This is a genomic window from Burkholderia vietnamiensis LMG 10929 (assembly GCF_000959445.1).
In the GTDB taxonomy this organism is placed as follows: Bacteria; Pseudomonadota; Gammaproteobacteria; order Burkholderiales; family Burkholderiaceae; genus Burkholderia; species Burkholderia vietnamiensis.
The window spans coordinates 1,122,507-1,142,118 of record NZ_CP009632.1 but is presented as its reverse complement, the minus strand read 5'-3'; the positions used below and the strand labels follow the sequence as shown (position 1 = coordinate 1,142,118).

Below are 19,612 nucleotides of genomic sequence, written 5' to 3'. Positions count from 1 at the left end.
ATGAACGCACCGATTCCCGCCGCGGCGCTGCACGCGACGCCCTGGAGCGCGCAGGAGTTCGAGGCGCGCCTGCGCGCGCTCGAATCGCGCTATCACATCCATCATCCGTTCAACCGGCGGATGAATGCCGGCGAATGCTCGCGCGAGCAGATTCGCGGCTGGGTCGCGAACCGCTTCTACTATCAGATCAGCATTCCGCTGAAGGACGCGGCGATCCTGTCGAACTGCCCCGACCGCGAGACGCGCCGCCTGTGGGTCGAGCGGATTCTCGACCACGACGGGCACGGCGAGAGCGAAGGCGGCATCGAGGCGTGGGCGCGGCTCGGCGAGGCGGTCGGCATCGAGCGCGCGCAGCTGTGGTCGCTCGAGCACGTGCTGCCGGGCGTGCGCTTCGCGGTCGATGCGTACGTCAACTTCGCGCGTCGCGCGCCGTGGCAGGAAGCCGTGTGCTCGTCGCTGACCGAGATGTTCGCGCCGCAGATCCACCTCGACCGGCTGGCCGGCTGGCCGTCGCACTACCCGTGGATCGAGGCCGACGGCCTGCAGTATTTCCGCAGCCGCGTGCCGCTCGCGCAGCGCGACGTCGAGCACGGGCTCGCGGTGACGCTGAGCCATTTCACGACACCTGACGCGCAACGGCGCGCGCTCGACATCCTGTCGTTCAAGCTGGATGTCCTGTGGCAGATTCTCGATGCGATCGAAAAGGCATATCCCGCATGAACTCGAACGAAGCCGTCAGCGGCGTGCCGCTGCGCCCCTCGCTGAGGGGCATGTACCGCCTGCAGTGGGAGGCGGCCCAGGACGCATACGTGCTCCTGTATCCGGAAGGGATGGTCCGGCTCAACCCGAGTGCCGGCGAGATCCTCGTGCGCTGCGACGGCACGCGCGAGCTCGACGACATCATCGGCGAACTCGAGCAGCTGTTCAGCACGTCGGATCTTGCGTCGGACGTCTACCGCTTCCTCGATCATGCGCGGCTGCGCGGCTGGCTCGACTGACATGGACACGACCCCCGATCAGAACCGGCCGTCGGCGCCGCTGTGGCTGCTTGCGGAGCTCACGTACCGCTGCCCGCTGCATTGCGCGTTCTGCTACAACCCGGTCGATTTCGCGACGCACGGCGCGGAGCTCGACACCGACGCGTGGCGCACGGTGATCAGCGACGCGCGCGCGCTCGGCGCCGCGCAGATCGGCTTTTCCGGCGGCGAGCCGCTGCAGCGCGACGATCTGGAAGAACTGGTCGGGCATGCGCGCTCGCTCGGCTTCTACACCAACCTGATCACGTCGGGCGTGGGCCTGAACGCGACGCGCATCGAGCGGCTCAAGGCGGCCGGCCTCGATCATATCCAGCTGTCGCTGCAGGATTCGACGCGCGAGCTGAACGACTTTCTCACCAGCACGCGCACCTTCGACCTGAAGCGCGGCGTCGGGCGGCTCATCAAGCAGCACGGCTATCCGATGGTGCTGAACTGCGTGCTGCATCGGTACAACCTGCCGCACGTGGGGCAGATCATCGAGATGGCGCTCGATCTCGGCGCGGATTTTCTCGAGCTCGCCAATACGCAGTACTACGGCTGGGCGATGCTCAACCGCGACCAGCTGATGCCGACCGCCGAGCAGTTGCGCGACGCGGAGGAAACGGTCAACCGCTACCGCAAGCTGGTGGGCGAGCGCTGCAAGATCCTGTTCGTCGTGCCCGACTACTTCGAGCAGCGGCCGAAGGCGTGCATGAACGGCTGGGGCTCGGTGTTCCTCGGCGTCGCACCCGACGGCGCCGCGCTGCCGTGCCATGCGGCGCGCTCGCTGCCCGGCCTCACGCTGCCGAACGTGCGCGAGCAGTCGCTGAGGGAGATCTGGTACGACAGCGACGCCTTCAACGCGTTTCGCGGCGACGGCTGGATGCGCGAGCCGTGCCGCACCTGCGACGAGCGGCATGTCGATCATGGCGGGTGCCGCTGCCAGGCGTACATGCTGGCCGGCGATCCGGCCGAGGCCGATCCGGTGTGCTCGAAATCGGCCCATCACGGCCGGGTCGAACAGGCCGTGCAGTTCGCCCGCCGCGAGCAGCGGCAGGACGAGCGTCCGCTGGTGTTTCGCAGCACGGCGAATTCGCTCGGGCTGTAACGCCGACCGCGGGCCGGCGCGGCCCGCGTCACTTCCCGCGTCATTTTTTCTGCGGCCGGGCCGAGCGGCGCTCGGCCTGCTCGAGCAATGCGACGAACGCCGCTTCGTCCGCGCGCAGCCCTCGCGGCTTGCGCGTCACCTCGAACGTGTCGAGCAGGCCGGCCTCGAACGTGTCGAGCACCACCGGATGGATGTAGCAACGCCGGCACACCGCCGGCGTGTTGCGCAGGATGCCGGCGACGGCCCGTACCGTCTCGACGATCTGCTTGCGCGCCTGCGTGACGCTCTCGTGCGGGATGCGCCTGAGCAGCGCCAGCGCCTGCACGCTGCCGGCCCAGGTCCGGTAGTCCTTCGCGGTGAACTCCGCGCCCGCCGCTTCGCGCAGGTAGTCGTTCACGTCGGACGAGCCGACCGAATGGCGCGCGCCGTCGTCGTCCACATACTGGAACAGCTCGTGCCCCGGCAGCTCCGCGCAGCGTCGCACGATGCGGCCCACGCGCGGGTCCTGCACCGTCACGTCGTGCTCGATGCCGCTCTTGCCGGTGAAGCGCAGCCGCACCTGTCCGGGCCGGATCGTCACGTGGCGCTTGCGCAGCGTCGTCAGCCCGAACGACGCGTTCTCGCGTGCGTATTCGGTGTTGCCGATCCGCGCCAGCGTGGTGTCGAGCAGGCGGACGATGGTCGCGACGATCTTGTCGCGCGGCATTCCCGGCAGCGCGAGGTCGCGCGCGACACGCGCGCGGATCCGCGGCAGCGCAGCCGCGAAGGCGGCCATCCGCGCGTACTTGTTCGCGTCGCGCGTCTCGCGCCACAGCGGGTGATAGCGGTACTGCTTGCGCCCGCGCGCGTCGCGGCCCGTGGCCTGCAGATGGCCGCGCCGGTCCATGCAGATCCACACGTCGGTGTACGCGGGCGGAATCGCCAGCGCGTTGATGCGTGCAATTTCGTCGGGGTCGCGGATGCGCTGGCCGTCCTGTCCGTAATACGCGAAGCCGTTGCGCACGCGCCGGCGCGTATAGCCGGGATGCCGGTCGTCGACGTGGCGCAGCGCGGCGTCCACCCACGCGCCGCCGTTCGAGCGGGACGGGCGCTTCGTCATGCTGCAGCGCGGCAGGCGGCGGCCGGGGGCCGCGCGCTGCGATTTCGGTTCGCGTCCGGCACGCATCGCGGTTCTCCTTGTCTTGAACGAGCCTGAGCGCCGGAGCAAGTTGCGTGCGCCGCGTCGCCGGCGCCGCTCCAGGGCCGATTGCACGGCCTGCGGCACGGCTCGCGGTGGCGCGCGCCGCGGATCAGTGTTTATACGTATGCCGATAGTTGTATCGCTTCAATCCAAGATTTCATTGGCAGGTTATCGGACTTGTTCCTAGACTGATGCGGGGCGTCTATTCCGGGCCGGCCGCAAGCGCCGGCTCGCGTGGCCCCGCACCGCGCCCGCGCGACGCAGAACCACAACAGCGCAGCGCGGCACCGCGCCACGCCGGCGCCGCGGCATACAACGACATCATCGGAGACGGACCATGACATTCATCAGGAAGCTGGCGACCGGCGCGATCGTCGCGGCGGCGACGCTGCTGACCACCGGCGCCTACGCGCAGCAAAAGCAGATCACGCTCGGGTTTTCGCAGGTGGGCGCGGAGAGCGCGTGGCGCACGGCGAACACCGTGTCGGTGAAGAGCGCGGCGAAGGAGGCCGGCATCAACCTGAAATTCTCGGACGCGCAGCAAAAGCAGGAGAACCAGATCCGCGCGATCCGCTCGTTCATCGCGCAGAAGGTGGACGTCATCGCGTTCTCGCCGGTCGTCGAGTCGGGCTGGGAGCCGGTGCTGACCGAAGCGAAGGCGGCGCATATTCCGGTGATCCTGACCGATCGCGGCGTCGACGTGAAGGACCCGTCGCTGTACGTGACGATGATCGGTTCCGACTTCCTCGAGGAAGGGCGGCGCGCGGGCCACTGGCTCGAAGAGCGCTACAAGAACGACGCCGGCCCGATCAACATCGTCGAGCTGCAGGGCACGGTCGGCTCGGCGCCGGCCAACGACCGCCGCGCGGGCCTGCTCGAGGTGATCAAGAACAATCCGAAGTTCAAGGTGATCGCGTCGCAAAGCGGCGACTTCACGCTCGCCGGCGGCAAGCAGGTGATGGAAGCGTTCGCCAAGACCTACGGCAAGCAGATCAACGTCGTCTACGCGCACAACGACGACATGGCGCTCGGCGCGATCCAGGCGATGGAGGAGGCCGGCATCAAGCCCGGCAAGGACGTGAGCGTCGTGTCGTTCGACGCGACCAAGGGCGGCTTCCAGGCGATGGTCGCGGGCAAGATCAACGTCGACGTCGAATGCAGCCCGCTGCTCGGCCCGCAGCTGATGACCGCGGTGAAGGAGGTGGTGGCCGGCAAGCAGCTGCCGAAGCGGATCGTCACGAACGAGACCGTGTTCCCGATGAACGTCGCCGCGCAGGTGCTGCCGACCCGCAAGTACTGAGCGTCGCTTGCGGCGCGGACGGTGGCCGTCGCGCCGCCGTCCGGCCACTTCAACGAATCGAGGGCGATCCATGACGAATCCGCCGGTGGTCGAGATGATCGGCATCGACAAGGCGTTTCCGGGCGTCAACGCGCTGCAGCGCGTGAACTTCCGGCTGTTTCCGGGCGAGATCCATGCGCTGATGGGCCAGAACGGCGCGGGCAAGTCGACGCTGATCAACGTGCTGACCGGCGTGCATGCGCACGATGCGGGCGAGATTCGCGTCGGCGGCGCGCCGGTGAATTTCGCGGCGCCGCGCGAGGCCGAGGCGGCCGGCATCCAGACGCTGTACCAGGAGGTCAACCTGTGCGCGAACCTGTCGGTCGCGGAGAACATCTTCGCGGGCCGGCAGCCGATGCGGCGCGGCGCGATCGACTGGAAGGCGATCCATGCGCGTGCGCGCGACGCGCTCGCCGAGCTCGACCTGTCGCTCGACGTCACGCGCTCGCTCGACGCGTATCCGATCGCCGTGCAGCAGATGGTCGCGATCGCGCGCGCGGTGTCGGTCGACGCGCGCGTGCTGATCCTCGACGAGCCGACCTCGAGCCTCGACGACGGCGAGGTCGCGCGGCTGTTCGACGTGCTGCGCCGGCTGAAGGCGTCGGGGATCGCGATCCTGTTCGTCACGCACTTTCTCGAACAGACCTACGCGGTGTCCGACCGCATCACCGTGATGCGCAACGGCGAGCGCGAAGGCGAGTACCTCGCGCGCGAGCTGCCGGTCGACCTGCTGGTCGCGAAGATGACCGGCCGCGAGCCGGTGTCCGGCACGCTGCAGGCGGGCGCGGCGGCCGTGCAGCGCGATGCCGGCGCGAGCGCGCCGTTTCTGTCGATGCAGCGCGCCGGCCGGCGCGGGATGATGAGCCCGCTCGATCTCGACGTGCGGCCCGGCGAAATCGTCGGGCTGGCCGGGCTGCTCGGCTCGGGGCGCACGGAGACCGCGCGGCTCGCGTTCGCCGCGGAGCGCACCGACACCGGCGCAATCGAGATCGACGGCCGGCGCGCGCGGCTCGCGTCGCCGCACGACGCGGTGCACAACGGCATCGCGTATTGCCCCGAGGACCGCAAGAAGGAGGGCATCGTCGCCGCGCTGTCGATTCGCGAAAACATCGTGCTCGCGCTGCAGGCGCGGCGCGGCTGGTGGCGGCTGATCGGGCGGGCGCGCCAGCGCGAGCTTGCGGACACGTACATCGAGCGGCTCGGCATCAAGGCGCGCGACGCCGAGCAGCCGATCGGGCTGCTGTCGGGCGGCAACCAGCAGAAGGTGCTGCTCGCGCGCTGGCTCGCGACGGAGCCGAAGCTGTTGATTCTCGACGAGCCGACGCGCGGCATCGACGTCGCCGCGAAATTCGACATCATGGAGCGCGTGCTCGCGCTGTGCGCGCAGGGGCTCGCGATTCTGTTCATTTCGTCGGAGATCAGCGAAGTGGTGCGCGTGAGTCACCGGATCGCGGTGCTGCGCGACCGCCGCAAGGTCGCCGAACTGACCGGCAGCGATGCCTCGGAGGAGCAGGTGTACCAATTGATCGCGGGAGGCCGCTCATGACGCGGCTGCGTTCGCTGTTTCGTCATTCGCTCGCGTGGCCGGTGCTGACGCTCGCGCTGCTGTTCGCGCTGGACGTCGCGCACCGGCCGGGCTTCCTGTCGATCTCGCTGCTCGACGGCCATCTGTTCGGCGCGCCGATCGACATCCTGAATCGCGCGGCGCCGCTCGTGATCGTGTCGCTCGGGATGACGCTCGTGATCGCGACGCGCGGCATCGACATCTCGGTCGGCGCGATCGTCGCGATCGCCGGCGCGGCGGCCGCGATCGTGCTCGACGGCGACCCGTCGCGCGTCGGCGTCGCGCTCGCCGCGGCGCTCGGCGTCGGGCTGCTGGCGGGCGCATGGAACGGCGTGCTGGTCGCGTTCGTCGGGATGCAGCCGATCATCGCGACGCTGATCCTGATGGTTGCGGGGCGCGGGATCGCGCAGCTGCTCACCGGCGGACAGATCATTCCGATCGGCGCGCCCGGCTACCTGGCGCTCGGCGGTGGCTATCTCGCGGCCGTGCCGTGCTCGGTGTGGATCGCGATCGCGACGATCGCGGCGATCGCATTGCTGGTCAACCGCACGGCGCTCGGCCTGTTCATCCGCGCGATCGGCGTGAATCCGGTCGCGACGCGGCTCGTCGGGCTGCGCGCGGGGGCCGTCGTGTTCGGCGTCTATCTGTGTTCCGGCGTGCTGTCGGCGCTTGCCGGCATCCTCGCCAGCTCGAACGTGCGCAGCGCCGACGGCAACAACGCAGGGCTGCTGCTCGAGCTCGACGCGATCCTCGCCGTGACGCTCGGCGGCACGTCGCTGCTCGGCGGCCGTTTCAGCCTCGCGGGCTCGGTGCTCGGCGCGCTGATCATCCAGACGCTGACCTACACGACCTATTCGATCGGCGTGCCGCCCGAGGCGACGCTCGTCGTCAAGGCGATCGTCGTGATCGTCGTCACGCTGATCCAGTCGGACGCGGCGCGCGCGCTGGCGCTGCGCCACGCGACGCGCGCGCTGCGCGCCACCACCGGAGCGACGCCGCGATGAACCGATTCCTCGCACGGCTCACCGACCCGCGCACGCTGCCGATCGTCGTGACGATCGCGCTGTTCGCGGCGCTGTTCGGTTTCGGGTCCGTGATGTATACGGGCTTCTTCTCCATGCAGGTGCTGACCGGGCTGCTGGTCGACAACGCGTTCCTGCTGATCGTCGCGATCGGGATGACCTTCGTGATCGTGTCGGGCGGCATCGATCTGTCGGTCGGCTCCGTCGTTGCGCTGACAACCATCCTGTGCGCGGTCGGCGCCGAGCGGCTGCATTGGCCGGTGTGGGCGATCGTGCCGATCGTGCTGCTGTTCGGCGCGCTGTACGGCGCGGCGATGGGCGCGCTGATCCACTACTTCCGGCTGCAGCCGTTCATCGTCACGCTGGCCGGGATGTTCCTCGCGCGCGGCGCGTGCTTCCTGATCACCACGCAATCGATCACGATCAACGAGCCGACGTTCCATGCGCTCGCGGGCATCAGCGTGCCGCTCGGCGGCGGCATGCTCAGCGCCGGTGCGCTGATCGCGCTCGCGACGCTGGCCGGCGCGATCTACGTCGCGCATTTCACGCGCTTCGGCCGCAACGTCTACGCGATCGGCGGCAACGAGCGCTCGGCGTTGCTGATGGGGCTGCCGGTCGCGCGCACGAAAGTCGGCGTGTATGCGTTGAGCGGCTTCTGCTCGGCGCTCGGCGGCGTGGTGTTCACGCTGTACGTGCTGTCCGGTTACGGACTGCAGGCACAGGGGATGGAGCTCGACGCGATCGCTGCGACCGTGATCGGCGGCACGCTGCTCACGGGCGGCGTGGGCTACGTGATCGGCTCGGTGTTCGGCGTCGGGATTCTCGGCACGATTCAGGTGCTCATTACGTTCGACGGCACGCTGAGCTCGTGGTGGACGCGCATCGTGATCGGTGCGCTGCTGTGCGTGTTCTGTCTGCTGCAGCGGGTCATCGAGCGGCACGCCGCACGGCGCCGCACCGGCGGCAGCGGGCTCGATCCGAAGCGCGCGACGCGGGAAACCGCTCGGCCCGCGGCCGCTGCGCCGGGCGACGACGCGGCGCTGGTGTCGACGATGCCGCGGTTGTAGCGTGAGGGCGGTGCGGGCCATGCGGCGGCGCGGGGTGCATGCGTGGCGCGCTGGCCTCGCACCGCACACCGCCCGACGACGGCCTGCGCGCATACCGCGATCAGGCCGGCCCGGCCAGATCCGGCTCCGCGTCGAGCGACGGCGCACTCGGTGCATCCACGATGCCCGTATGCTTCAGCGCTGCGGCCAGGCGTTCGATCGCTTGCAGGTCGAGCGTGTCGAGCCGCTCCCGCACGGCATGCACGAACGCGGCATGTCGCGGCGCGGGCGCATGCTGTCCAAGCCATTCCTCGATATCGGTGAGGCGGCCCTCGCCGGCCAGCACGATCAGTTCATCGAGTGCATCGTCGGGCGGACAGCGCATCCCGCGCGCATCGGCGAGCAGGTCGATCTGTTCCGCTGGCTGCACGGTGCGCGCGAGCGCGGACGCCGGGATCAACGCATGCCCGAGCGCCGGTGCGACGATCTGAAACGTGAACGACGTGCCCACGCCCGGCTGGCTCGATACGGCCAGCTCGCCGTTCATCGCGCCGACGATCCGCTGCGCGATGAACAAGCCGAGGCCGGTCCCGCCGTTCACGGCCTGCACCTGCTGATACGCGCGGAAGATGTCGGTCGTCTGGTCGAGCTCGATGCCGATGCCCGTGTCGGCGACTTCGAACACCAGCCGCCACGCGCCCGCTTGCCGGTACGCGCCGATCGACAGCGTGACCGTGCCGTCGCGCGTGAACTTCGACGCATTCGACAGCAGGTTGAGCAGCACCTGCTGCAGCCGGATGCCGTCGATCGTCAGCTTGCGCGGCAACGGCGTCAGCGGCCGGTAGTCGAAGCGGTTGTTCTGCTGCGCACACAGCGCGAGCGCGTAGTCGCCGATGTCGTCGAGCAGGCCGGGCAGGTCGGTCGCGTCCGGCGCAATGCCGAGCGGCTGCAGCTCGGCGCGCGTGTACTGCAGCAATTCGTCGATCAGCGTGAGCTGGTAGCGGATGCTGCGGTCGATCGAGCGGATCAGGCGCGCCTGGCCGGGCGTCGCGGTTTGCAGCAGCAGCTTCGCGTAGCCGTGGATGGTCGACAGCGGCGCGCGCAGGTCGTGGCTGACGTAGCCGAGCGTCTCGATCTTCTGCTGCATGTGCGTCTTGACTTCCTGCAGCGCGTCGTTGAGGGCGACCGTGCGCTTCGCGACCTCGTCGCGCAGGCGGTCCTGTTCGGTGAGTTGCCAGTGCTCGAGGCGCTTGCGCGCTTCGGTACGCTGACGGCCCACGTGGTTGATCCACGCGGCGAGCACGAGCAGGTGCGTGGCGAGGCCGATGATCGCGATCACCGGGTTCGGATAGATGTCGGATCGGAGCCACGGCAGCCAACCGGGAATCGCGCCGCGCGCGTCGAGCACGCGGATCAGCATGTTGAATCCAGCGAACGAGATCGCGATCAGCATCACGCGCGCGGTCGGCGTGCGGCGGAACGCGAGGATCAGCGCGAGGCTGATGTTCATCACCGCGAGCGCCGCGTTCACCCGCAGGCTGAGCCACGTGAACGTCAGCAGATCGCCGCACGCGGCGCCGGCCATCCCGACGCATTCGAATGCGAGGAACACCAGGTACGCCGCGCGCATCGGCATGCCGGTCTTTTCGCGATCGGCGATCAGCAGAATGAACGCGATGAAGCATGCGAGCGACAGATACACGGACACCATTTCCGCGCGCGCCGACCATTCGTACGCACCGGGCCACAGGTACAGCGCGGTGTAGCCGCGGTAGGTCGCCTCGAACAGCGCGGTGCCGAGCGCCAGCAGCGCGAGCACCGCGAACGTGCCGCTGCGCGAGAAGAAGCCGATCAGCAGCGCACACCACATGAGCGCGAGCAGCCCGCCGAGAAAGCCGAAGTCCCACATCGCCGCGCGCAGCTCGTACGCATGCCACGCGTCGCGCGTGAATGCGCTCGGCGCGAGCTTCAGTTCCTTGCGCGACGTGACGCGCACCAGCACCGGCAGCCGTTCGCCGGCGTCCAGTGTCGCGGCGAGCACCGGATATCGCGACACCGGTTCGCCCAGGCTGCCGTCGCGGGCCGGGAAGCGGCCGGCGAGCGTCCATTGGCCGCCGTGTTCGACATAGAAGTCGGCGCGATCGACGCGCGCGTCGCGTATCGCCAGCACCATCGGCTGGCGGGTCGCCGCGCGGTTCACGAGCGTTGCGCCGACCCACCACGCGGAACGCGAGAATTCGATGTTGAACGACGGCCGCGCCGGCTCGGCAGCGCGACGTTGACGCTCGGCCACCCGCGTCGCGACCTCGCTCGCCGACAGCGCCGCGCCCGGATCCTCGAGCAACGCCACTGCCTCGAGCCGCGCGGGGTTGTCGTCGGCCGCGGCCGCGGGCGCGGCGTATGCGGCGAGCAGCGCCAGCACGAGCCGCACGAGCAGCCCGAACGCATACGCGGCCGACGCGCCGCGCCTACGCATGGTCATGCGACGGCGGCTGCGCATCGACCGTCGGGCGCTGGCGGCGCCAGTCGGACGGCGTGACGCCGAAGCGTTCGCGGAACGCCGTCGCGAAGTTGCCGGGCGTCGAAAAGCCGATCTCCTCGGCGATGTCGCCGATGCCCATCGACGTCGCGGCGAGGAAGTGCTGCGCCGCGCGCAGCCGCGTGTCGCGCAGATATTCGAATACGGTCTGCCCGAGATGATCGCGGAACACGCGCGACAGCCGCTTCTCATGGGTGCCGACCTGCCGCGCGAGTTCGTCCAGCGTCGGCGGGTTGCGCAGTTCGCGCAGCAGGATGTCGCTGGCCGCGCGCACCAGCGCGGTGTCCGGGTGATCGGGCAGCTCGGGCAGATGCGCGAACGGCTGGCTGCGCCGCGCGCGTTTCAGGTGATTGCGGATTCGGGCGATCACCTCGGCCGGCTCGAACGGCTTCACGATGTAGTCGAGCGCGCCCGTCTCGAGGCCCGCGATGCGATCGTCGAGATCGCCGGCGGCCGTCAGGATGATGACCGGAATGTTCTGCGTGTCGGGCGTCGACGCCAGCAGCCGGCACGCGGCGAAGCCGTCCATGCGCGGCATCCGGACGTCCATCAGGATCAGGTCGGGCACGATCGCCTGCGCGCGGTGATACGCCTGCAGGCCGTCGAACGCGACGCTGATCCGGCACCGCGCTGAGCGCAGGATCTCGGTCAGGAGCCGCAGGTCGTTCGGGCGATCGTCGACGACGAGAATATGTGCGCCGACGAGCTCAGGCGTGGCGCGGAGCGACGCCGGACTGGACGAACGGGATGGCATGGTTGCGAGCGCGTTGGAGAGGGTTGGCCTGGGCTGGCTCGATGCATCTATGTGCGCGATTATTGCGAAAAATTATAGGTCGAGGGCGCGCGCCGCGGTAACGATTCCGTGCGATCCGTGTGGACTTGATTGACAGCGCACGGCACGCGCGGCGCTGCGCGGAGCAATCGCGAACGGATCGACAAAAACCGTGCCGCCACGTCCGCTGAATACCGGTCGTTATTTCCGAATCCGGCGAATGGAAATCGAATTGGCCCGAACGATGGATTGAAGCGGATTTTGTCGTGCGGGACTCCGTACGCATTGCAGATCGAATTCATCGTTTTATCGTCTCCGTGAGCGGGCATTGTATTTATTGGGCGTAAAAAAAGCGTTCACACTCGGCATCCGTCGCGATGCGCGATTGTATGAATGTAAATATCGTCCGGCCGGGAAAACATTTCGTCCGCTCGGGCAAAGGTTTGCGAGCTGGAATGCCTGCAAACTAGCCTCGAAGCAGTGGAACCGGTTTGGCCAATCAACTGGTATTCCACGCGAAATTCAACGGTCGAAGCGGCGCTTTGTTGCGCTCGGCGCTCGATGTGACATCGCGTACTTATGTTCCCAGAGTCTGGGATTCCGGGGCTGCGACGACCGTAGGCACGAGGGCCGTTGCGAGCCGCCTATCCTTCGAACGCACTGACGCGGAAAACGAAAGAAAGGACGCGGAACCGGACGAGAGTTTGACACAGCAGAAAGACAGAAATAGTTAAATAAAGTCAGTTTATAAATGTGATGTCGTGGTCATGCGGTCAATCACTGAATGTTGTGGAAAAACTGGAAAATAGTGGGATGCCGGAATGAAAAATGGGTGAGTGAACTTGCGTCGATCGCCGGTCGCGCGGTTCATCAGGCGGCGGTCGCGCGCGACGTTTCGTGAGTCGCGCGGCATGAAAAGAAATGAACATGGCGAACTCGGCGGATCGATGTGCGGGACAGATCGAACCGGTCGTGGCTGTCGGTGTTCGCGAGCACGCAGCGCGTGCGTCGGCTCAGCGGTGGGTGTCGCGACGTCGCTGGCGCGAACCAACCCGTGGCGCCGGTCGGCATGCGTTCGTTCGGCGACTTAATGGCGTCGTCCGGCGGAATCCGGCGTTGCACGCGCATCGGTGTGATGACGCGGGCCGGCGGCGTGCCATCGCATGATCGCCGCCTTCGGCTGCGGCGATCCAATGAGGCGCGAGGGCGTCCGCGAAGCACGCCGGCTGAGCATGTATGGCTGTTGCGCTCAAACATCTGTCGTCACATGACAACCATTACCCTCATGCGAAAATCCGCCCGGCTTTTGGCTCGCCAACGACTACAGCGTCGGCGGATCGTTCGGATCGGAAAAAAATTGCTCGTGAGTGTTCCGGACGCAAACGTTTGCCGCGAAACCGGCTGCGCGACGCGGCCGATTCCATCCGGTACCACCGAAACACATGCAGCCCGATGAAGGCACTGCAACCATGAGCATCCCGATGCTGAGAGCCCCGTGGAACGCCCATAACGGGCCTGCTGGACCATTCGCGCCGTACCTACCGGTCGCGCGAGGTAGCGCGACGAATGCGAACCGCCATGAGCGTGGGCGCGGACGCGCGCGCTGTTTGGCTCTGCACCGTACGCGCATGATTCGTTCGTATCCCATACGTATCCCATACGATGTCGTGCCCGCGGCGAAGCGACGACGGCCAGGTCGCTCGTCCGCCGATGACGAGGATGACCGCTGATGCGTGTGTTGATAGTCGAAGATGATCCCGTTCATGCGAAGGCGCGCCGCGCGGGTAGTGGAGCCGCTCGGTCATGAGGTGATCGAAGCGGCCGACGGCCAGGAGGCGCAGCGGCTGCTGCGCGCCGAGCCGTTCGACCTCGTGATCCTGGACTGGCTGCTGCCGGGCATGAGCGGCTTCGAAGTGCTGTACTGGATCCGCCGCACGCTGGGCGCCTCGCCCGCCGTGCTGTTCGTGACGAGCAAGACGCTGGAAGACGAGATCGTGCTCGCGATGGATGCGGGCGCGAACGACTACATCGCGAAGCCGTTTCGCGTCGCCGAACTCGCCAGCCGCGTGAACGCGTTGCTGATGCGCTCGGCGCGCTACCGACCGCTGCGGCGCGATCGCAGCCGGCGACTACCTGCTCGATCCGCGCGAGCGCACGATCACGCTGCGCGGTGCGCCGATCAAGCTGACGCCGAAGGAATTCGATCTCGCCGAACTGTTCTTCAACAACGTCGGCAAGCTGCTGTCGCGCAAGCTGGTCTGCATGAGCACGTGGGGGCGCGAGCTCGATCCGGAGTCGCGCACGCTCGATACGCACATCTACCGGCTGCGGCAGAAGCTCGAGCGCTGCCCGGAAACGGCGTGCGGCTCAGTGTCGTCTATACGCACGGCTATCGCCTCGAAGCGGTGTCGTCGTAGCGCGCTCACGGCGGCGCGGCGGCGTTGCGTCAGCCCGCCGAGCCGGTGTCGCCGGCCCGGCTGACGCCGGTCGGACTCGAGTGCGAGTGAGCTGCCGCTGTGCCACGCGCATGCATGACGAGCCGCCTCTGATGCGCGGCGACGACGCACACTTGCCCGCCGGCTTCATCCGCGAATGCATCGTGATGGGCGCGTTCGTGCTGCTGGTGTGCGTGTCGCTGAGCGCGTCCGGCGTGCTGCGCCGCGCCGATCTCCTGTTCTTCGACATCGTGCAGCGGCTACTGCTGCTGCGGCCGTCGCCGCACAAGATCGTGCTGATCGCGATCGACAGCGCCAGCGCGCACGGCTCCTACACGTCGAATCCGGCCGGCGGCAACGTGCCGCCCGGGGGCGAGCGGTTCGAATTCGTCGGCCGGTTGCTCGGGCTCGGTTGCGTCGGGCTCGAACAGCACGGCGGTCGGCAACAGTTCGACGGCGTCGGGCAACGACTCGACGGCGCTCGGCGCGGGCAGCAACGACGGCGGCCGCTCGAACGTCGTCGCGGTCGGCTCGGCGGATTCGGCGCGGCAGGTGGTGAACGTCGCGGCCGGTACGCAAGGCACCGACGCGGTGAACGTAAATCAGCTGAATGCCGTATCGAACCAGTTCACGCAATCGCTGAACACGGTGAACAACCAGCTCACGCAGATGCAGCGGCCGATCCAGCAGACCGATTCGATGGCGCGCGAGGGATCGCCGCGACGGCCGGGATGGCGTCGATTCCGCACATGGACCGCGATTCGAGCTTCGCGATGGGGGGCGGCACGGCGACGTTCCAGGGCCGGAAAGCCATGGCAGTCGGCGTGCAGGCGCGCATCACGGAGAACCTGAAGGCGACGGTCAACGTCGGTTTTGCCGGCAGCCAGCGCGTGGTCGGCGCGGGCATGCTGTATCAGTGGAAGTAAGCGGCGCAGCGGCATGCGCCGGCACGCACGGCCGACGCATGCCGCGTCGCACCCCGAACACCATCGCACGCGCATGCGGCCGCGCCCCTCGCATTTGCGGAGCTTTACGTGAACCGCGTCGGGGCCTACGTTCAACGCCTATGAACGGCAGTCGCGGGACGGCATCAAGACGTTCCGTGTCGATTGCCACGGCTTCCTGTCGAGCGAGAAGACCTGCATGAAGGTCGCGACGCGCATGTGCGGCAGCGAACCCGTGCGCGTGGTCGATTCGACGACGCCGTACTGCACCGGCGCCGGCCGAGAAGGTCACGCTCACCGGAGACGCCTATTTCGCAACCGACTCGGCCGTTCTGACGCCGGCCGCACGCGCCGCGCTCGGCGCGTTGCTGAACCATCATCGCGACATGCATTTCGCCCGCGTGGACGTGGACGGCTATACCGACTCGACCGGCTCGGCCGCGCATAACCAGGCGTTGTCGAAGCGTCGCGCCGACGCCGTCGCGGCGTACTTGCGCGAGCATGGACTGCAGGCCGACGCGTTCGCGGCCGCGGCGCACGGGCCAGCGAACCCGGTCGCGTCGAACGATATGCAAGAAGGGCGCGCGCGCAACCGGCGCGTCGAGATATCGCTGCACGCGCAGTGAGACTGCGGGCGCCGACGCGGCCGGCTGCCCGCGACGGCGATCAGAACCGGTGACGGAGTCCCAGATTGACCATGGTCTGGGACTTCGTGCCGTTGTAGCCGTATGACCCGATCGAAGCCTCTGCCGCCATCGAGCCGCCGGCTCCGTCGGCGGTCGTGCCGCTGGCATGCTGATACGCGGCCGTCATGTAGACGTCCGTACGTTTCGACAGGTTGTAGTCGGCGCCGAGCGATGCCTGGTGATAGTTCGCCGCGGTGTCGCCGCCCGACTTCGTGAAGCTGTAGCCCACGCCGACCAGCAGCGCCGGCGACGCCTGATAGTTCAGGAATCCTTGCGCGGTGTTGTAGTGCTCGTTGCTCGCGAACACCGAGGCGCCGTCGCGTCGGTACTGCGAATTGCTGTAGCCGGCCCCCACCGTGAATGCGCCGAACACGTACTGGCCCGCCACGCGCGCGATGCCGATCGAATGCGCGCTCTGATAACCCGTGTTGATCGCGCCGTCGAACGTGCCGTCCGACGTGCTCGACCATGTCGTGCGCGTGCCCGCGGACGGGTTCGCGTTCGCCGCGTAGAAGTATCCGCCGGCGAGACTCAGCGGACCGTTGGTGTACGACACGCCTGCCGAATACGACTGCTTCGAGCCGGTGCTGCCCGCGACACCGCCCAGCGAATACATCGCCGCGAACTGGAGGCCGGCGAACACCGGCGACGTGTACTTGATCGCGTTGTCGACGCGGAAGCTGTTGTCGTAGTTGTCGACGTCGCCGGCGGTCGCGAACGCGCTGCCGAAGTAGTTGTCGGCAGTGATCGGCTGGACGAGATCGATCAGCGGATCGTACTGGCGGCCGAGCGTGAGCGAACCGTACTGATTGCTGGCGACGCCGACGTAGGCCTGACGGCCGAACATGCGGCTGCCCTGGCCGAGACCGCCGGTGCTCGGATTGAAGCCGTTCTCGAGCTGGAAGATCGCCGAGAGGCCGCCACCGAGGTCCTCCGAGCCCTTCAGACCCCAGCGGCTGCCCGACAGGTTGCCCGCGCTGCTGTTGCCGAGCGCCCAGAGATTCTTGCTGCCGTCGGCGTGATTCACGTACGTCAACGAGGTGTCGATCGTGCCGTACAGCGTGACGCTCGTCTGCGCGTGCGCTGCACCGGCCACCATCAACGACGCGATCGTCAGGATCGGAAAAGTTGCTTGTTTCATGGTCTCTCCGCTTTGTGTGCGTGTTTGCGTTCGAATAGTGCAGTGCAGCGTACATCGAGATATTTTCTTGCGGAAATTCAGGGGTGCGATGTGTCGTGGAAAAGAAACGGGGATCGGTATGTCCCGGACATGTGGGGCGAGGGCGATTTGCGATGCTGTTGATTGATATCGAGCGGATTACGATACTGGGCGCCGTTTTATTTGATCTATTTTCGAGAAGGCAATGGATCTAATAAGGTGTATTCGGACAAAGTCTTGTCTAGATCGGACGGTGAAATTTGGCGGATTATTATGGGATTCTTAGTTTCGTGTGTGACGGTAGATCGATCGTTTTCGCTTTCCATGCGGTCTTCAAAGCTCACCGCCGACGCCGAGTGCTGAGAGTTTCAAACCATTTTTAGCATCGATTGATAAACAGAAATACTGTGCGGGATTATTGCCGCTGCGCGAGCTGAATCTTATGGAACGGTTGTGCGATGCTTTCTCGTCGTGCAGTATGTTGATGGTGTCCTGTCGGATTGAAGCCGCGTTCTTTATGCGCTTGAATTGTCACCATGTGATGGAAACTGATTCGCCGTACGGTGCACTCCGGCCACCCGCGGGTGTGCCAATAAATTTATGCAGTCACGTAGGCAAGATCGGCGTGATGGTGTGCAATACAGGCGCCGAGAAAGCGATCGTTCGGCAACATCGCGAAACTCTCGCGTTGGCGAATTGACATGAGTAGCGCGAATCCGGATCCGATTCGGCGAGGCATGCAACGAGCGATACGGCCCATGTCTTATCCGACAGCGATCCGGGCTATTTGCCGAAATCGCGCGGTGAGGTATGGCGCTCGACATCGAATGTGCGTGGCGCTGGCAATCGTGCAACATCCGTTGTTCTAACTATCGGTGATCCGGTACGGATTGTTCCGTCTCGTTCGCATACGGCGCGAGCTGCGGTGGCGTTGGGGCCTGGCGGAGTCCGGTGGCGTTGCAGGGCGCGTTGCTCGTCACGCGCCTGACACATTCCGCAGGCAGTCGGCGGGCGTGTGCGGCCCCGGACCACTGCGCGACGGTGCCCACTTGCGTGTCGGACACGATCTGCTTGTCACGGCGGGCAACCCGCAAAAAGCGCGAGTTCCCGCTGTCACTTTTAATTACGGCGTGTTACTGGATATTAAAGCGTTGCCAGGACGACATGCGACGGCCGGCGAATAAGTGTTCTAGAACCACTTGTGCGGGATTCCACATTCTGCGCAAACGTTAAAATCGACAGGCATATTGCCCTGCGATGTACTGCCGGTAGATACGTTTGATCGCCGGTGAATGGCTCGTGAGATCTGTTGCGGCTGCTAATGCCGAGCACCGCTTCAATGACGTGAACTCGCGATACCATCGGCGCCGCCGCGCCATATCCATTTGGGCCCCGCAGCCGCAACGGCACACGAACAACGCCCGCAACGCACGCATTCCATACAGCGACGCGATACATTGCAAAAATATTAAGGCAATGACCTGGATCAAGGGAGGCCAATTCCGCCGCGGTCGGCGTGATTGATTTTCTTGATTACCAACAAATAATTGGTAACGGATCGCCGTCTTGATTGATTCCGTCAACAATGAGGCGAGATCGGACACTGACGGAACGGCGGCGTATTTGCCGCATATGATGCGCTGCAGAAAATGCAAAAAATTGTTAAAGGGCCGAGATGATGCTGACAGTGCCGAATGTAATTACAACGGGGTCGCGAGTGAGCGGGGATCGGGGTCGAACTATCGGTCGTCGACGTGACAGCGTAATCATTCTGTTGCTCGACGGTTTTTCCATTATGCAAATGGGCAGGCTGGCTGCAGTATTCGAACTCGCCAATCGGCTCGAGCGCGTCAATGCGTCGTTTGAGGACCGTTATGAACTGCGGCTTCACTCGAGTCATGGCGGCGCCGTGCGCTCGTCGTCGGGCGTGCAGATCTGGACCGACGCGCCGCGTCCGCTCGATACGAGCAGCGTGCAAGCGATGTTCGTGCTGGGCGGGCAGGGGCGGGTGAACGGGCTCGACGAGCCGTTCATCGGCTGGCTGCATCATGCGCATCAGCGTGCGCGCGTGGTCAAGGGGGACGGCGCCGGCGTCGAAATGCTGAGCGCGATCCGGTTGAACCAGAAGACTCCCGAGACCGTGCCGCCCGCGCTGCAGGCGTCGTTGGCGGTGTGCAATCCGGGCGAAGCCGAGCAGAGCAGCGATGGCGACGAGGGCATGTTCGCCGCTGCGTTGTCGATCGTCGTGCGCGATGCCGGCTACGAGATCGCGCAGGAAATCGTCGCCTGCATGATGCCGGGCGCGAGCCGCAAGTTCGCGAGCGTGTTGTTCGGCGCGCAGGAGGCGCGCGCCAGCGAATTGATTCGTGCTGCCGCGCTTCATCTGCGCGCGAACAGCGCAAATCGCATCTCGATCGCCAATGCCGCTCAGGCGGCGGCGATGAGCGAGCGGAATTTTCTGCGGCGCTTCAAGAACGAGATCGGCGTGACGCCCACCGAGTTCGTGCTGCGAGTGCGGCTCGAGAAGGCATGCTGCATGCTGGTCGAAACCGACTTGCCGGCCGACAAGGTCGCGCGCCGTGTCGGTCTCGGCAGCGGAGACCGTCTCGCGAAGCTGTTCCGACAGCATCTGTCGATGTCGCCGACCGAGTATCGCGCGGCCGCTCGGGACCGCATGATCGCGTCCGCGGACGGCGTCGAATGGCGCAACGGCACGTTCCGCCGCTGAAACGCAGCGTCGCATTCGCCGTGGGTGTGATGGCCGGCGTCTTGCTGGCCGATTCGGGCATGTGCGCATGCGTG

General features: G+C 66.5%; 13 protein-coding genes and 3 pseudogenes. 12 read left to right on the top strand and 4 right to left on the bottom strand.

The window, feature by feature from the left end:
* From pqqC to pqqE, 3 genes are read left to right on the top strand one after another with little or no spacing between them, the layout of a single operon-like run.
* Positions 1-720, top strand: a complete 720-nt coding sequence (gene pqqC / locus AK36_RS29760) for a pyrroloquinoline-quinone synthase PqqC (protein WP_011880607.1) — start codon at positions 1-3, stop codon at positions 718-720.
* The gene (gene pqqD, locus AK36_RS29755; RefSeq protein WP_011880606.1) at positions 717-998 is read left to right on the top strand and encodes a pyrroloquinoline quinone biosynthesis peptide chaperone PqqD; all 282 of its coding nucleotides are present in this window, start codon (positions 717-719) and stop codon (positions 996-998) included. The genes pqqC and pqqD overlap by 4 nt, the downstream gene beginning before the upstream one ends.
* A gap of 1 nt (position 999) precedes the next feature.
* Positions 1,000-2,124: a pyrroloquinoline quinone biosynthesis protein PqqE gene (gene pqqE / locus AK36_RS29750; RefSeq protein ID WP_045579880.1), complete on the top strand. Its 1,125-nt coding sequence runs from the start codon at positions 1,000-1,002 to the stop codon at positions 2,122-2,124.
* A gap of 40 nt (positions 2,125-2,164) precedes the next feature.
* Here pqqE and AK36_RS29745 read toward each other — a convergent pair whose 3' ends face one another.
* Entirely contained in the window at positions 2,165-3,223 is a 1,059-nt protein-coding gene (locus AK36_RS29745; protein ID WP_045580004.1) for a DNA topoisomerase IB, read from the bottom strand.
* A 418-nt stretch (positions 3,224-3,641) separates the two neighbouring features.
* On the opposite strand from AK36_RS29745, the gene AK36_RS29740 reads away from it, so the two are divergent.
* The 4 genes from AK36_RS29740 (at position 3,642) to yjfF (ending at position 8,296) form a co-directional block, all read left to right on the top strand.
* Positions 3,642-4,604 (top strand): ABC transporter substrate-binding protein, encoded by a 963-nt coding sequence (locus AK36_RS29740; protein ID WP_011880603.1) that lies wholly within the window; start codon positions 3,642-3,644, stop codon positions 4,602-4,604.
* Positions 4,605-4,674: 70 nt separating this feature from the next.
* On the top strand, positions 4,675-6,189 hold the full coding sequence (locus AK36_RS29735) for a sugar ABC transporter ATP-binding protein (protein WP_014726235.1): 1,515 nt from the start codon (positions 4,675-4,677) through the stop codon (positions 6,187-6,189).
* Entirely contained in the window at positions 6,186-7,211 is a 1,026-nt protein-coding gene (locus tag AK36_RS29730) for an ABC transporter permease (RefSeq protein WP_034194607.1), read from the top strand. Before AK36_RS29735 ends, AK36_RS29730 begins: the two co-directional genes overlap by 4 nt.
* Entirely contained in the window at positions 7,208-8,296 is a 1,089-nt protein-coding gene (gene yjfF / locus AK36_RS29725; protein WP_011880600.1) for a galactofuranose ABC transporter, permease protein YjfF, read from the top strand. The genes AK36_RS29730 and yjfF overlap by 4 nt, the downstream gene beginning before the upstream one ends.
* A 100-nt stretch (positions 8,297-8,396) precedes the next feature.
* On the opposite strand, the gene AK36_RS29720 is transcribed toward yjfF, so the two are convergent.
* A complete protein-coding gene (locus tag AK36_RS29720; RefSeq protein WP_014726233.1) occupies positions 8,397-10,751 on the bottom strand; it encodes a sensor histidine kinase in 2,355 nt (784 codons plus the stop codon).
* Positions 10,744-11,568 carry a response regulator transcription factor gene (locus AK36_RS29715; RefSeq protein WP_011880598.1) on the bottom strand — a complete coding sequence of 275 codons (825 nt, stop codon included), beginning with the start codon at positions 11,566-11,568 and terminating at the stop codon, positions 10,744-10,746. Before AK36_RS29715 ends, AK36_RS29720 begins: the two co-directional genes overlap by 8 nt.
* Positions 11,569-13,337: 1,769 nt before the next feature.
* Here AK36_RS29715 and AK36_RS34525 point away from each other — a divergent pair.
* The 4 genes and pseudogenes from AK36_RS34525 to AK36_RS29695 all read left to right on the top strand — a co-directional run.
* A pseudogene (locus AK36_RS34525) lies at positions 13,338-13,595 on the top strand (response regulator); the annotation flags it as partial.
* Positions 13,596-13,701: 106 nt separating this feature from the next.
* Entirely contained in the window at positions 13,702-14,067 is a 366-nt protein-coding gene (locus tag AK36_RS34520) for a winged helix-turn-helix domain-containing protein (protein WP_309486126.1), read from the top strand.
* Between the two features lie 280 nt (positions 14,068-14,347).
* A pseudogene (locus AK36_RS29700) lies at positions 14,348-14,947 on the top strand (YadA family autotransporter adhesin); the annotation flags it as partial.
* Between the two features lie 112 nt (positions 14,948-15,059).
* Positions 15,060-15,591: pseudogene (locus AK36_RS29695) on the top strand (OmpA family protein); the annotation flags it as partial.
* Between the two features lie 40 nt (positions 15,592-15,631).
* Here AK36_RS29695 and AK36_RS29690 read toward each other — a convergent pair.
* Positions 15,632-16,792 (bottom strand): porin, encoded by a 1,161-nt coding sequence (locus AK36_RS29690; protein WP_011880592.1) that lies wholly within the window; start codon positions 16,790-16,792, stop codon positions 15,632-15,634.
* 1,693 nt (positions 16,793-18,485) lie between these two features.
* Here AK36_RS29690 and AK36_RS29685 point away from each other — a divergent pair.
* Positions 18,486-19,538: a GlxA family transcriptional regulator gene (locus AK36_RS29685; RefSeq protein WP_011880589.1), complete on the top strand. Its 1,053-nt coding sequence runs from the start codon at positions 18,486-18,488 to the stop codon at positions 19,536-19,538.
* Positions 19,539-19,612: the final 74 nt, after the last annotated feature.

Coding starts and splice junctions, on each gene's coding strand:
- pqqC (WP_011880607.1), top strand. CDS start 1: ATGAACGCACCGATTCCCGCCGCGGCGCTGCACGCGACGCCCTGGAGC.
- pqqD (WP_011880606.1), top strand. CDS start 717: ATGAACTCGAACGAAGCCGTCAGCGGCGTGCCGCTGCGCCCCTCGCTG.
- pqqE (WP_045579880.1), top strand. CDS start 1,000: ATGGACACGACCCCCGATCAGAACCGGCCGTCGGCGCCGCTGTGGCTG.
- AK36_RS29745 (WP_045580004.1), bottom strand. CDS start 3,223: ATGACGAAGCGCCCGTCCCGCTCGAACGGCGGCGCGTGGGTGGACGCC.
- AK36_RS29740 (WP_011880603.1), top strand. CDS start 3,642: ATGACATTCATCAGGAAGCTGGCGACCGGCGCGATCGTCGCGGCGGCG.
- AK36_RS29735 (WP_014726235.1), top strand. CDS start 4,675: ATGACGAATCCGCCGGTGGTCGAGATGATCGGCATCGACAAGGCGTTT.
- AK36_RS29730 (WP_034194607.1), top strand. CDS start 6,186: ATGACGCGGCTGCGTTCGCTGTTTCGTCATTCGCTCGCGTGGCCGGTG.
- yjfF (WP_011880600.1), top strand. CDS start 7,208: ATGAACCGATTCCTCGCACGGCTCACCGACCCGCGCACGCTGCCGATC.
- AK36_RS29720 (WP_014726233.1), bottom strand. CDS start 10,751: ATGCGTAGGCGCGGCGCGTCGGCCGCGTATGCGTTCGGGCTGCTCGTG.
- AK36_RS29715 (WP_011880598.1), bottom strand. CDS start 11,568: ATGCCATCCCGTTCGTCCAGTCCGGCGTCGCTCCGCGCCACGCCTGAG.
- AK36_RS29690 (WP_011880592.1), bottom strand. CDS start 16,792: ATGAAACAAGCAACTTTTCCGATCCTGACGATCGCGTCGTTGATGGTG.
- AK36_RS29685 (WP_011880589.1), top strand. CDS start 18,486: ATGATGCTGACAGTGCCGAATGTAATTACAACGGGGTCGCGAGTGAGC.